The sequence below is a fragment of the Helicobacter aurati genome, from assembly GCF_003364265.1.
Lineage (GTDB): Bacteria > Campylobacterota > Campylobacteria > Campylobacterales > Helicobacteraceae > Helicobacter_A > Helicobacter_A aurati.
This window is the reverse complement of the sequence record NZ_NXLW01000001.1, coordinates 255,253-269,432: the sequence shown is the minus strand read 5'-3', so window position 1 is coordinate 269,432 and position 14,180 is coordinate 255,253. Positions and strand designations below refer to the sequence as shown.

General features: G+C 35.4%; 14 protein-coding genes. 7 read left to right on the top strand and 7 right to left on the bottom strand.

Going from position 1 to position 14,180, the window contains the following annotated elements; genetic code table 11:
• Nucleotides 1–1,151 (bottom strand): PDC sensor domain-containing protein (locus CQA66_RS01180; protein ID WP_220271755.1); only part of this gene is annotated, 1,151 nt, incomplete at its 3' end.
• 311 nt (nt 1,152–1,462) lie between these two features.
• Between CQA66_RS01180 and nikR the strand changes: the two genes are divergently transcribed.
• Genes nikR through CQA66_RS01160 form a run of 4 tightly spaced genes read left to right on the top strand, consistent with a single transcriptional unit; the run spans nt 1,463 to nt 5,436 of the window.
• Nucleotides 1,463–1,903: a nickel-responsive transcriptional regulator NikR gene (nikR, locus tag CQA66_RS01175; protein WP_104762656.1), complete on the top strand. Its 441-nt coding sequence runs from the start codon at nt 1,463–1,465 to the stop codon at nt 1,901–1,903.
• A gap of 56 nt (nt 1,904–1,959) precedes the next feature.
• Nucleotides 1,960–3,426: a Mur ligase family protein gene (locus tag CQA66_RS01170; protein WP_104762655.1), complete on the top strand. Its 1,467-nt coding sequence runs from the start codon at nt 1,960–1,962 to the stop codon at nt 3,424–3,426.
• A 21-nt stretch (nt 3,427–3,447) separates the two neighbouring features.
• On the top strand, nt 3,448–3,840 hold the full coding sequence (locus CQA66_RS01165) for an arsenate reductase family protein (protein WP_104762654.1): 393 nt from the start codon (nt 3,448–3,450) through the stop codon (nt 3,838–3,840).
• A 15-nt stretch (nt 3,841–3,855) separates the two neighbouring features.
• Nucleotides 3,856–5,436, top strand: a complete 1,581-nt coding sequence (locus CQA66_RS01160; protein WP_233707687.1) for an SH3 domain-containing protein — start codon at nt 3,856–3,858, stop codon at nt 5,434–5,436.
• A 17-nt stretch (nt 5,437–5,453) separates the two neighbouring features.
• Here the strand turns inward: CQA66_RS01160 and CQA66_RS01155 are convergent, their stop codons facing one another.
• The 6 genes from CQA66_RS01155 to CQA66_RS01130 all read right to left on the bottom strand — a co-directional run bounded on the left by CQA66_RS01155 (nt 5,454) and on the right by CQA66_RS01130 (nt 11,160).
• On the bottom strand, nt 5,454–7,094 hold the full coding sequence (locus CQA66_RS01155; protein ID WP_104762653.1) for a sensor histidine kinase: 1,641 nt from the start codon (nt 7,092–7,094) through the stop codon (nt 5,454–5,456).
• A 1-nt stretch (nt 7,095) separates the two neighbouring features.
• A complete protein-coding gene (locus CQA66_RS01150) occupies nt 7,096–7,767 on the bottom strand; it encodes a response regulator transcription factor (protein WP_104762652.1) in 672 nt (223 codons plus the stop codon).
• A gap of 45 nt (nt 7,768–7,812) precedes the next feature.
• Nucleotides 7,813–8,571, bottom strand: coding sequence for a phosphate ABC transporter ATP-binding protein PstB (gene pstB, locus CQA66_RS01145; protein ID WP_104762651.1), 759 nt, complete (start codon nt 8,569–8,571; stop codon nt 7,813–7,815).
• Nucleotides 8,572–8,578: 7 nt separating this feature from the next.
• Nucleotides 8,579–9,397: a phosphate ABC transporter permease PstA gene (gene pstA / locus CQA66_RS01140; RefSeq protein WP_104762650.1), complete on the bottom strand. Its 819-nt coding sequence runs from the start codon at nt 9,395–9,397 to the stop codon at nt 8,579–8,581.
• Nucleotides 9,397–10,254, bottom strand: coding sequence for a phosphate ABC transporter permease subunit PstC (gene pstC / locus CQA66_RS01135; protein ID WP_104762649.1), 858 nt, complete (start codon nt 10,252–10,254; stop codon nt 9,397–9,399). The genes pstA and pstC overlap by 1 nt, the downstream gene beginning before the upstream one ends.
• A gap of 63 nt (nt 10,255–10,317) precedes the next feature.
• Nucleotides 10,318–11,160, bottom strand: coding sequence for a substrate-binding domain-containing protein (locus CQA66_RS01130; RefSeq protein WP_104762648.1), 843 nt, complete (start codon nt 11,158–11,160; stop codon nt 10,318–10,320).
• Nucleotides 11,161–11,377: 217 nt separating this feature from the next.
• Here CQA66_RS01130 and efp point away from each other — a divergent pair, with 217 nt between their 5' ends.
• Genes efp through accD form a run of 3 tightly spaced genes read left to right on the top strand, consistent with a single transcriptional unit; the run spans nt 11,378 to nt 14,179 of the window.
• Nucleotides 11,378–11,941: an elongation factor P gene (gene efp, locus CQA66_RS01125; protein ID WP_104762647.1), complete on the top strand. Its 564-nt coding sequence runs from the start codon at nt 11,378–11,380 to the stop codon at nt 11,939–11,941.
• Nucleotides 11,942–11,944: 3 nt separating this feature from the next.
• Nucleotides 11,945–13,279 carry an FIG domain-containing protein gene (locus CQA66_RS01120; protein WP_115582524.1) on the top strand — a complete coding sequence of 445 codons (1,335 nt, stop codon included), beginning with the start codon at nt 11,945–11,947 and terminating at the stop codon, nt 13,277–13,279.
• 30 nt (nt 13,280–13,309) lie between these two features.
• A complete protein-coding gene (gene accD, locus CQA66_RS01115) occupies nt 13,310–14,179 on the top strand; it encodes an acetyl-CoA carboxylase, carboxyltransferase subunit beta (RefSeq protein WP_104762646.1) in 870 nt (289 codons plus the stop codon).
• Nucleotide 14,180 lies beyond the last annotated feature (1 nt).

Below are 14,180 nucleotides of genomic sequence, written 5' to 3'. Positions count from 1 at the left end.
GAAACTGCATGAGAATCTTGTTCTAGGCTCTTTTGTGTTTTTTCTATGTTGGCATTAATGGCTTCTGCCATATTGCCTAGTTCGTCATGGGAGTTGACTTGTATGGGCTGCACAGTTTTTTTCTCGTGATTTAAGAAAGCGAATAAATCCAATAACCCATTGGAGATTTTATTTATGGGACGTAGGTAGTATTTCAATGTGAAGAAAATCATACAGCTAATACATAGAACCGCAAGAACGCCCATTGCCAATTGCAAATATCCCATCCGCATAATGGGGGCTTCAATGTCCTCAACATTCCTAAGTGAGCATAATATATAGGGTGCGAAATCAGAATCTCTATTGACTTTGCATCGTGCAAGTTTTTTTGCCCCATTGTCATTTACGGTAAATTCTTCAAAACTTTCTGTGCTTTCGGCAATTCTTGCAATCTCTTTGAATAGAGGAGATTCTTTCATTGTGATACTGCGGTCTGTGGCTACGAAAGGAATATGTTGTGAATCAAGAGCAAAAATATAAGAGCCAGTTTTAGCAATTTCGTCAAAAATTGCTTGCAATGATCCCAAATATACATCGATAGCGGCTACACCGAGTGGTTTTCCATTCCTAAAGACAGGCATGGAGTAGGTAATGCAGAGCTGTTTAGTAAGCAGACTCTCATAAACGTTTGTTTGAAAGAGTTTATTGGAGCTCATAGCACCTGTATACCAAGGTCTGCTTGCTGCATTGTATGAAGGATCATTGCGTCCCCCAGCTATGACATACGGCACGCCCTTGCTTATCCCTTGTTGTTCGCTCTTGATGAGTTCCCCTGTTGATAACCCGAGGTAGGTGGCGGTTGTATTTGTGGCTTGAATAATATGATTCGCAACTATTCCTACACTATTGATGAGCTTTTCTTCAGAATCTATCTCTGAATCAGGCAGAGATTCTATTATTGCTTTCAGTCCTTCAACTCCTTTTTTTGCGTTGTGATTAGAGCTTTGGAGGAGCAAATCAATAGTAGTTAATTGTTTTTTTTGTGATTCATATATGTATTCTAGTGAAGTATTTTTTGTTAAATTTATATTCCATACTATTAACGTAGCTATAATAATTGAAACAGCCGTGCTTACAATAATTGCTAGTTTGGTTACAATATTTTTTGGCATTATATTTGTTCCTTGAAATATACTAATTAAATAATGAAAAATATATTTTTAATTAAATTACCGAATTATAACTAAACAAAAAAAAAAAAAAATAGTAGACATGAAAAGTTATCTTTGCTTATTTTCGCAATCTCATAGAGTAGATTCCCATTCCAAGTATGAGAAAAATTACAAAAAGCTACAAACATAATTGCAATTTATTATTACTATATGTAGTTAGCGACAGTTATATGAGGAAACAATGAAGATAGACAGATTCCTAGCAATTAGTAGCTTGTGTATAATTGCGTGAATTTTTATCAGGAGTTTGTATGCCAGCAAGTAAAAATACAAATACAGTTATAAGGTTTTCAGTTTCATTGCCTGCGAATTTGTTGCAAGAATTAGATTCGAAAATAACACAAAATTCTTATCACTCTCGCTCTGAACTTATACGTGATATGATACGCGAAAAGCTTGTAGATTCTGAATGGCAGCAAATAGAAAGTGATAGTAAAGATTTTTTAGCCGTGCTTGTTGTGATTTACGATCATCATCATAATGGATTAAACCAACGTCTAAATGAAATCCAACATAATGCTAAAGTACGTATTATTTGCACAACACATATTCATGTAGATTCTCATAATTGTTTAGAGACTCTTGTGCTTACAGGTGGCAAGGACGATATAGAATCTTTGAGTTTAGAAATTGCGGGGTTATTTGGAGTAAAGTTTTCTAAACTTACAAGAACTACAAGCTTTACTATTTAAAGCTCAAAATGTTATAATGCTACTATTCTTTTATTGTATTAAAGGGTTAGCGCGTTATGGAGACAATTTATACTCATAGAGAAAATAGTATAGTGAATATCTTGGGCTATGGAATCACCACTCAAGCTTTAGTAAAATTGCTTAACTATTACAATGTTACTTGCCATATTTATGATGATAAATTTACTCGTGATACTTGCGCTTTAGATTCTATGAATCACTATTATCCATTACACGATGTTACACTGCAAGTAGAAAGGATCTCTTATATTTCTATTATTAGTCCGGGGATTAGCCCTCAAACTGCTTGTCTTGCATTATTTAAAAATATCATTAGCGAATATGACTTTATTTATTTTCTTCTGCAAAATGGTGCTATGACAGATGCCCCTTATACCGTATGGGTTAGTGGCACTAATGGGAAAACAACGACGACGGAAATGACTGCCCTTATGCTAAAAGCTAGAGCTGGAGGGAATATCGGGATACCTTTAACGGAGCTTTTAGATTACCAGCATACAACGAACGTTTTTCATTCAGCTTTATCTTTGCTTATGGAATATGCGAAACATAATAACGAGTATGTTTTACCGCAGTCTTTGCTCTATAAGAGAGTCCCCAAGATAGACAAGATGATTTGGGTGCTTGAAACAAGCTCTTTTAGTTTGCATTGGACGCATTTTGCGTTGCCTAATCTGTATATTTTGTTGCCATTAAGTCAAGATCATATTAGTTGGCATGGTAGCTATGAAAACTATATCAAAGATAAGTTGAAAGTACTAATGCTTATGAACAAAACAGAACATCCTAAAAGTTACTTCGCGCTTATTCCACAGGAACTTTGCCAACTCCCATTTGCTACGGAAATTATTGCGTCATGTAAAGCAAATATCTTTCTTTATCAAGATTCCTTGCATCTTTGTGAATATTTTGGAATCACTAGGGATTATAGAGAGCTTTTCAGAGAGCCTTTCAGGCTTGATTTTGCTGTAAGTTTGGGGGGCATAAGGTTTGCACAATTACCTTGCGATGTTGCTCGTATTAAAGAGTATCAAATTGGCGAATATCGAATGCAGGAAAAAGTTCACAATGGGATATTGTTTATTAACGATTCTAAAGGGACAAATCCGCATGCTACATTAGCCGCATTAGAATCCTATAAGAATCATACTCTTTATTTAATACTTGGAGGAGATTCTAAAGGCGCGCAATTAGAGATGCTTTATCCACATATCAAACAGCATAATATAGAAGTTTTTAGCATAGGTAAGGATGGGCAGTATATCGCTTCTACATGTAGGGAATACGGGATAATAGTCTGCTTTTGTGGTACTTTGCAGAGGGCTATGCAAGCAATTTTTACGCGAATACGGCAAAGACATTGCGATCCGTCTCCAGAGAATCCTTTAGCCGTTATGCTTTCACCAGCTTGCGCTAGTACAGATCAATATCTTTCTTATAAATACAGAGGAGAGGAATTTGCGCAATTAATAGAGGAAGTTTTTAAAGAATCCCCATTGTGATTTTATTAAGGGAGGGCGAAATTGCAACAAGTCAATATTAAGGTTTATGGCATTAAGACATGCAATAGCATGAAAAAGGCTTTTGAATTTTTCGCGCAGCACAAAATAGAATATGAGTTTATTGACTATAAAAATTGTCCGCCTAGTTTTACATTTTTAGAATCTCTGGACAATCATATTGCCTTGCAAAATAAGGGCGGATTACATTGCCTTATTAATACAAAAGGCACGACTTATAAAAAACTAAAGAGTGAATACCCCAATATAGCAGATGCGCAGGATATAAGCAAAGAAATGATTATTGCCCATCCTTCGATACTTAAGCGACCTTTAATTCTTGTCCAATGCAATGGAGATATAAGTGAAGTGTTAATTGGTTTAGAGCAGCTTGAATATATCATAAGTGGCGGGTAAAACAAGGAGAGAATAATGAATATAACAAATATGAGCGTTCATTGCTATCTAAGGAGAGTAAGGGCTATGTGCCAATGTATGGGGCTTCTATTTGTGATTGTTCCAATTATCGTATTTGCCGAGAGCATTAATCCCCATATTCTCTCCAATAGCAATACACAATCCCCCCCCTTTTCTTTGGATTCTAAAAATACAATCATCACAACAGACAATGATGTAAGCAATTTTGCTCTTGATGTCATGCAAAAATACGGCAAGGAAACATATCTGCAAAAATTCTATGCGGTATGGAATCCTAGTAAGATTATTACCGATAAAACCAATGTATTTTATATTTTACCGTCGCTTCAGAACGCATTAAATTATGCAGAAGAATTGAAAAAACTTAAGAATAATCCACCAAAAAAACAAGCAAAAAACTACAACAAACTTCGTCAAGCACATGAAAATGCTGTTGCTAATCTGGAAAAAAAAATAACAATTTTATTGGGTATAGGGGAGAATCTTATGCCCAATACTTTAGAGGAGTTTCGAGAGATTATAGACAATATGAATCTTGATTCTTTTTTAAAGAATCCTCAAAAGGCTATTGTTATTAAAGCGTCCTCTATACGAGGCGTTCCAACTAATAAACCTCGTTATAAAAATATCAATGATTTCCCTTTTGACAGATGGCAATACAGCTTTGTATTCGAGGGAACTCCTGTCGTGATAACGCATTTTAGCAAAGATGGTAGATTTGCGCATGTGCAAGGACCGTATGTCTCTGGTTGGATAGATACACGTGCCATTGCTCTTGTCGATAGGAATTTAGAGCGTGTGATTTTGCAGTTCACTGATTATAAGATACCAAATAAAGATTTCATTCCGCTTTATTTCAATGCGCAGTGGGCGTTAGATGCGCGTATTGGACAAATTTTCCCCTATGATAGCAGACACAAGAAGCTTATTACCTTTTATAAAGACGCAAATAATTATGCGCAGATTCGCGAAGTAGACTTTAATCCGTCGCTTTTTGCAGATTTCCCATTGCCTTTTACTCATAAAACTATGGCTGGATTTATTAATAGCATGCTTGGACAGAAATATGGTTGGGGAGGATTGCTTGGCAATCGGGATTGTAGTGCTTTTACACGTGATAGTTTCGCGGCATTTGGAGTATTTTTACCAAGAAATTCAGCAGCCCAGGCCCAGTTTGGGGGGAATTTTGTTGATATTTCTAAAATGAATAATGCAGACAAAGAGGCTTATATTGTGAATCATGCTATTCCGTTTGGAAGTATTATTTGGCTTAAGGGGCATATTATGTTGTATGTAGGACATGTCGATATTAATGGGATAAAAAGAGCAATTGTAGTGCATAGCGCATGGGGAGTAAAACCTGTGATTAACAAAAAGCAAGAAGACATCCGTTTGGGTGGAGTACGAATGACTACATTGCATGTAGGCGGAAATTTTGATTCTAATGATTCTGTTGGTAATTCATTAATTTCTCGTGTGCGAGGTATTACAAATATTTATTCGCAATCAAATAATATTATTACCAATTTAGAAAATAGCGGTATTGATATATCTCAACTGCAGCTTACTTATTAGAATCTGGGATACGACCGTTATACTCGTGTAAAAGTAATATAGAATCGGCTTCCTTCTCCTGGTGCGCTAGTTAGGCGAATGTTTGCATTGTGAAATTTGGCAACTGATTTTACAATAGATAGTCCAAGTCCTGTGCCGCCAAGTTTTTTACTGCGACTTTTATCTACGCAAAAAAACCTTTCAAATATCCTTTCATGTAAATTTTTAGGAATGCCCATTCCATTATCTTCAACAATCAATACCACTTGTGTGCCTTCATGTTTAAGTTGCAAATGCACATAACCGCCAGCCTTATTATATTTAATGGCATTGTCGCATAAGTTGGTGATAAGGTTATTCAATAGCTCTGCATTACCCATTACAAAGCATTCTTGCAAATGCGTATAGAATCGGATTTGTTTGTTTTGAGCGATAATTTTGAGGCTTTCAAAGGCTTTTTGAGCGATAGGTTGTAAATTTATACGTGTAATTGGAATAGGGTGCTTTTCATCAAGAAATGAAAGCTTAAAGATTTCATCAATCATTTCTAGGAGTCTCTTTGCTTCTTTTTGAATAACAGTTACAAAATGTGGGAAATCTTCTCGCGCAACGAGCTTATTTTGTAACATTTCACTGCTTGTTAGAATCGAAGTTAGCGGCGTTTTGAGCTCATGCGTTACATTGGCACTAAATTCTTTACGTAATTTTTGTGCCTTTAGCTTGGCGTCCATATCTCGTAAGATAATAATCATACCTTTTAACTTATCCTTAGAATATACGGGGCAAAAGAGAACTTCACATTCTTTATCAATCATTGTATAGGATTCATTTTCTTTTCTCTTATGTTTTTTATATTCATTTAGGGCAAAAATAACACGTTGAATAAAGACATTGTCCTTGCATTTACGCACAGCTTTTGAGGCGATAATATCAGGGAAATACTTTTTAGCTTGCTCATTAATGAGCAGGACTTTTCCCATTTTATTTAAGAAAATTAGCCCATCACTCATATTTTGTGCGAGCAATAAGACTTGATTTTGATTCTGTTTCAATCCTTTGAGTTGATTGGTGATAATTTGATATTTGTTTTTTATTTGTTGTATCAGAGGCTTAAACTCTGTATAAGTCGCATATTCTAAGAAGTTCGTAAGCGTCATAGATTCTAATGGGGCAAGAATTTTTCTTGTAAGAATATGCGCCATAGCATAGCTTAATATTGCACATAGGCAAAATTCTGCCAATAATAAATATAGCATAGTGGGGAAGTCTAAAAGATTATATATAGGCATAGAAATTTTAAGTACCGCTTGGACATGGTTAAAAGTTGTTTTATATGCAAGATGAATCATAGTAGTTTGCAATGCTTCACAATAGCTTGTAGTGTAAGATTCCCCTTCTTTGAAAGCTTCTTTAATTCCTAACGTATGGCTACAAGACATTGTATTATCATAGAGAATTTCCCCTTCCTGCGTGATTAATGTAATGTAGTAAGGATAGGTTTGTAAGTGTTGTTTAGTAAGCAATGCAAGAGAAGATTCTAAGCTTTGCGCATAGTTTCGGAGTTCGTTTAGTTTTTGTTTGTGTTGTAGAGATTGCATAAGGACTATAAAACAACTATTGGCTAGGACTATCGTAGTTAAAGCTGTAAGAAAAATGGAAAGAAAAATCTTTTTTCGCATATTAATTATTGTGAATTTTTAGTTTGTAGCCCATGCCGTGTACAGTTTTAATCTTTTTTCCCCATTTCCCTAGCTTTTGCCTTAATGTTTTGATGTGCATGTCAAGTGTGCGGCTCTCACCTGCATAGCCATAGCCCCAGAGAGTTTCTAAAAGAGAGTCGCGATTAAAAGCACGATTTGGATGTTTGAGCAAAAAACCTAAAAGTTCAAATTCCTTAAGTGTTAGCTTTATCTCTTTGCCATATAGCTTGACATTATGCTCTAATGTTGAAAATTCTAGTTCATCAATGCAGAAATCTTGTTGTTTATTTTCACATCTACGAAGTAAAACACGTATTCTTGCAAGAAACTCCATTACACCAAAAGGTTTGACAATATAATCATCTGCCCCTAAATCCAATCCTTTTACTTTGTCAATTTCACAATGTAATGCGCTTAAGATAAGCACCATAACTTGTTTTGTGTGCGGGTTATTTTTGAGTTCTTTAAGAATCTCAAGCCCATTACGATTGGGCAGCATAATATCAAGGATTAGAATCTGGGGGATTTGCTCCTTAATTGCCTTGTCAAAATCACTAGGATTGTCAAAGCCTTTGACTTGTATGTCTTGTGATTTTAGTGCATACGTTAAGAGTTCTAAAATTGATTTATCGTCTTCTAAAATATAGACCAAAGTGATTCTCCCTATTTGCAATACGAGATTGTATTGTAAACTGTATTAGCCAAATCTACCTTCAATGTAATCTTTTGTTTTAGTATTTTTGGGATTATTGAATATTTTTTGCGCACTGTCAAACTCTATCATTTCGCCTAATAAGAAAAATGCAACTTTATCAGAGATTCTATGCGCTTGCTGCATATTGTGCGTAACGATGATTATCGTATAGTTTTTTTTGAGTTTAGAGATTAGTTCCTCAATTTTAAGCGTGGATAGTGGATCAAGTGCGCTAGTTGGTTCATCCATTAAAATGACTTCAGGATTTACGGCAAGTGTTCTTGCAATACAGAGCCTTTGTTGCTGTCCCCCACTAAGACTAAGAGCGGATTGCTTTAATCTGTCTTTTAGGTCTTTCCACAATCCTACATCTTTTAAACATTCTTCGACAATAGAATCTAACTTATCTCTCTGCGTTATGCCGTGTGTTTTTGGTCCGAAAACAAGATTTTCATAGATGCTTAAAGGAAAGGGGTTTGGTTTTTGGAAAACCATGCCAACCTTTTTGCGTAAGACATTGACATTGTATTTTTTGTAGATATTTTCGCCAAAAAAGAGAATCTTACCCTTTATTTTGCAGTTTTCTACTAAATCATTCATGCGGTTTAAACTTTTAAGAAAAGTCGATTTTCCACAACCACTAGGTCCAATAAATGCACTCACTTCCCCTTTATGTAGTTGCATAGTGATATTTTTGAGTGCGTGGAATTCACCATAAAATAGATTCATATCTTTAATGTTAAAACAAATTTTTTTATCCATACTACCTCTATATTTTCATAAGTTTTTTTGCAATATAGCCTGCTGCAATATTAATTCCCAGTACAAGAATGATAAGAATCATAGCTGTGCTATATGCTTCGTTGATATGTAGTCCTTCACTAGAAATTGCATAGAGATGCACACTTAATGTTCGTCCGGAATCTGTGAGTGAAGCTATTTTTGCAACACTTCCAGAAGTATAAAGTAGGGCTGCAGATTCTCCTACGATTTTACCAATACTTAGGATTATACCTGCAAGTATGCCAGAGATTGCAGCGGGCAGGACAATTGCAAAAATAGTACGCAATTTCCCAGCACCGAGTGCAAAGCTAGCCTCTCTTAAATCAAGAGGCACAGATTTTAAGGCTTCTTGTGAGCTCCTTAATATCAATGGTAAAATCATAATAGAAAGCGTGAGACTACCTGCAATAAAGCTCATCTTAAATCCACAATACAATACAAAAGCTAGATACCCAAATAAACCGTACACAATGCTTGGAATACCCACTAAAGTTTCAGCAGCTATGCGAATGGCGAAAGAGATTTTTGTGTTTTTATTTGCATATTCGGTAAGATAAATTGCTCCTAAGATTCCAAAGGGCATCGCAATGATAAGGGAGAGAAAAATCATGTTTATTGTATTAATGATTGCTGGCATCATTGAAACATTAGAGGAATTATATTCCCAAGCAAACAATTCTAAGTTTAAATGCCAAATTCCTTTAGAGAAAATAAATCCAATAAGCAGCAAGAATACTAGAAGCGTGCTACTAATAGAGAATCTCATTCCCCAGAGAAAGATGATAGCCAATGTATTTCTTTGCATTATTTCTCCTTATATAAGAGATTAAAGCTAAGATTTAGAATCAAGATAAAAACAAAAAGTACAGCTGCATTTGCAATAAGTACATCCCTGTGCAAACCCTCTGCATAGCCCATTTCAAGCACAATATTTGTCGTTAGTGTCCTTATTCCATCAAGCACAGAATCTGGAATTTGCACCTGATTACCTGCAACCATAATCACCGCCATAGCTTCGCCTATTGCTCTACCAACTCCTAATATTACGGCGGCAAGAATGCCTCCCTTTGCTGCAGGCAAAACAGCGAAAAATACGCCGCTTTCCTTGTTAGCACCTAAGGATAAAGCCCCCTCAAGGTAGCTATTAGGTACAGAGTCTAAAGCTGCTTTTGAGACTAAAATGATGGTTGGTAAAATCATAATGGAGAGCACCAATGAAGCAGCGAGGATGCTTTTCCCTGAAATTCCATGAAAGAGTTCTGCTAAAAAAGGCACTAATACAACCAATCCAAAGAATCCATACACAACAGAAGGAATAGCGGCTAAAAGCTCAATGGATGGAAGAATAAAGGCTTTATATTTTTTAGGACAAAATTGTGAAAGGTATATAGCACTTAAGACGCCTATTGGAACGCCTATAAGAATTGCTAAAGCGGTTACTTGCAGACTCCCTATAATCATTGGAAATATACCAAAAATCTCTTCTGTGGGATACCATTCCAAACCAAAGATAAAATCATAGAATCCAATCTGATAGGCAGTAGGAATGGCGTTAATAAATAAAAAAAGACAAATAAGTCCTAAGGCAATGATTGATACCACTGCGCATACGACGAAGAGAAAAGCAAAGAAACTTTCTTTAAAGGAATGAATATTGAGCATTAGAGATTCCTTTGTGTCAAATGCAAATAGTTTCATATCTGATGACTGCAATCCTTTTAGGTCTTACTTAATTTGTGCCCAACTTGTTATTTCGCCTGAAAATATCTTTGCCACAATGTTTTTTGATAGATTGCTAATAGGGTTATTTTTATTAACAATCACTGCTAGTCCATCAATAGCTAAGATTTTTACATGAAGTCCTTTATCAAGTTCGCTTTTTTTAACTTCACGTGATACCATACCTATATCAGCAATGCCTGCAAGAACAGAATTGATTCCCGTGGTTGAATCGGATTGTTGAATTTCAATTTGCGCATGAGGATTTTTAGCTGTGTAGCTCTCAACTAATTTTTCTATTAGTGGTGTTACTGAACTAGAACCAGCAATAATAAGTTTGCCTGCTGGGCTCTCTGTATGGTTTGCATTTTTCTTATTTACATTTGATGTTGTTGGTATATAACCGGCTTTTTGAATGATGTCGCTTGCATGTATTGCATAATGTAAGAAATCATCGCTCAAAGGGGTGGATGCCTTTATAACAACATTAAATGGACGAGATATTTTGTAGCTTTTATTTTTGATGTTTTCAATGCTTGGAGAGAATCCATCAATGCGAATGGCTTTGATTGTGTCATTAAGAGAGCCTAGCGAAATGTATCCAATTGCATTTTCCGAATTAGCTACGCTTGTTATCATAACGCCTGTGGAGTTTGTAACCTCCGCTTTTTTGGTTATAGAATCAATCTTTTTGCCTTTAATATCTTTTTGGATTCCAAAGATTTCTACGAAAGCAGAACGCGTTCCAGAGCCCATTTCACGTGTGATAGGATAGATATTTTGTGCGTTAAGTGTGATTGTATGGGCTAAGAGCATTCCCGTGATGCAGGCTAATAATGTTTTTTTCATTTGTTTCTCCTTATAGTTACAGATATTGAAAGTGTAAAGTCGTGATGTAAAAGACTGATGTAAGAATTGTGAAATTTCTGTAAAAAAAATATGTAGAGTAACTTAGTTAAGAAATTTTCTTAAAAACTTTGTCACTTTTAGTTTATTTTTAAACTTAAGTAGATAGAATAATGCTTTATTTATTGTATTTTATGCATGACATCCAAGAAGGAAATTTATGACGATAGAGATGGGTGATTTGAAAAAAGGCTTAAAGATTGAAATGGACGGGATTCCTTATAGAATTGTAGAGTATCAGCACGTTAAGCCTGGTAAGGGTCCTGCATTTGTGCGAGTAAAAATTAAGAGCTTTTTAGATGGGAAAGTGATAGAAAAAACATTTCATGCGGGTGATAAGTGTGAAACTCCAAATATTTTAGAAAGAAGTATGCAATACCTTTATTATGACGGCGAGCTATATCAATTTATGGATAACGAGACTTATGAACAAATAGGCTTGGATTCTCGTCAGGTTGGAGAAAGTGTAAAGTGGTTGCTTGAAAGTATGTCTGTGAATGTTTTATTACATAACGACAGGGCAATTTCTGTGAATGTTCCTCAAATTATGGAATTAAAAATCATAGAGACTCCTCCTAATTTCAAGGGAGATACTTCGAGTGCAGGTAAAAAGCCAGCTACTTTAGAGACAGGTGCTGTTGTTTCCATTCCTTTTCATGTACTAGAGGGGGAAACAATTCGTATTAATACGGATACAGGTGAATATATAGAAAAGGTCAAATAATTTATGCGAGTTTTTTCCACGCAAAATAATACAAATGTTGCTGCTTATGGAAATAATATTGCAAATATAAATTGCCCTAAATATTCTTTTTCAAAGAAGTATTGTTGTGATATAGCAAGTGAAAATGTACTATATGATAATGCTAGTTTCACGCAATTGGTGCATTTTCTTTCAGTGAAAAACGTCCGCAGTCAATTATATAAAAATGCAAGTACAAATACAGAGAATAACGGCGCGTCATATTCTTTTTCTGATAACCTTAGACAAGAAGCTATACAAGACGGGATTAATTACGAGTTTTTTGTTCGTGTTGTTTTAGCAGGACTCGAAATCATAAGACTTTTGCATGTACAGCATCCTCTCCTCTATGAATCTTTTGGAATTGGTGCAGGGGGTGATTGCAGTAGCGGGGCAGATTTGTTGGCAGAAGCAATATTTCGTAAATTTTTATTGCCTATTTATAGTATTGATTCTGAAGAAAGCGGGTTTCTTCGGTCTGATGTTCAATCTCCTTATACTATTGTGCTGGATCCTCTTGATGGTAGTAGCAATTTTAAGTCAAATATTCCCTATTATGGTGCTAGCCTTGCGTTATGCGATGCAAATGGAAGAGTATGTGAAGCGTGCGTAATCAACTATGTTTCTCGTGAAATTTCCTATCTTAATGATAGGCTTTTAACTATTGTGAGTAATCCTTGTGTGTTTATGTTAGATTCTACTAGATTTTATGTTCCCTTTGAATCTTTGGATTCTGACAATAAAACTTCATCAAGGAGCAATTCGTCATATAGCTTGCCTTATCAGCCTATAGATTTTTCTTCGCTTTTTCATCGTCAATTTTCTAATGATTCTTCATCGGATTCTTATGCTACTATCAAGCAAATGTGCAATACCATTATGGAGACACAAACGTATCTTCCATTATTTAATCAAGATCTCATGCAGTTATTGTTTCAACATAAAGTCATTACGTGTAGATTTGAGCCAAATTATGCCTATCCCGTTTTAGAATGCGGAATCTTTGAAAAGGCTAGTCATCATCCGGACTTAGTCGCATTGTTGTTGGAATGCGGATTGAAGTTTCGTTCGCTTGGCGCGACTGCTTTGAGTTTGGGGTTTAGTTTTAGATATTTATTTGTGTTGTTGCCATCGTCTGTTCGTAAATATGACGGTATGGCTGGATTTTATCTCGCCCAAAATCAGAATATCAAGGGAAATATTAATGAGTATTTACAAGCAATTCCAAGTATGAAAAAATATTTTGATAATCAAAGATATATTATTATCAGTGTTAATTCTCAAATTGTAGATACTCTTTCAAATGCAGTGATACATTGAGGGTATCGTTTACTTCGCAAAAGGAATACAATGGGATTTTCAGATTTTTTAAAGAATTTTAAACGTGAAGATTCAAGATTAAAAAAGGATAACACAACGCATTGGACTAAATGTCCTTCTTGTGGGGCATTAATTTATAATAAAGAGATTATAGAAAATTCACATGTATGTTCTAAGTGTTCCTATCACTTTAGAATTAGTGCGCTAGATAGATTGGAGTTGCTCTGCGATACAGATTCCTTTGTGGAATATGATATGGAGTTAGAGCCAAACGATCCTTTGGCTTTTGTAGATAAAAAAAGCTATACAAAAAGGATTGAAGAAAACTTCCTTAAGACAAAACGTCGCAGTGCTGTAATTTCAGGCGAAGCTTTAATTTACGGTATAGAAGTACAACTTATTGTGTTTGATTTTTTGTTTATGGGCGGTAGTTTAGGAAGTGTTGAGGGAGAACGTATTGTACGTGCAATTAATCGTGCAACCACAAAGAAACAAGCATTAGTTATAGTGTCTACAAGTGGTGGCGCAAGAATGCAGGAGTCGACTTATTCGCTTATGCAAATGGCAAAAACCTCCGCTGCGCTTAATAAACTTGCGGAATCCAAATTGCCTTATATATCGGTTTTAGCTGATCCTACTTTTGGTGGAGTGTCCGCATCATTTGCTTTTTTGGGTGATATTATCATAGCGGAGCCTGGTGCAATGATTGGCTTTGCTGGTGCTAGAGTTATTAAGCAGACTATTGGAGCAGATTTACCAGAAGGATTTCAAACTGCGGAGTTTTTACTTGAACATGGTTTAATTGATATGATTGTGTCACGTAAAGATTTAAAACAAACATTGAGCGATTTAATAAGAATGTTAGTGCCCCATGAAAATATTTATTTACTTAATTCATAAA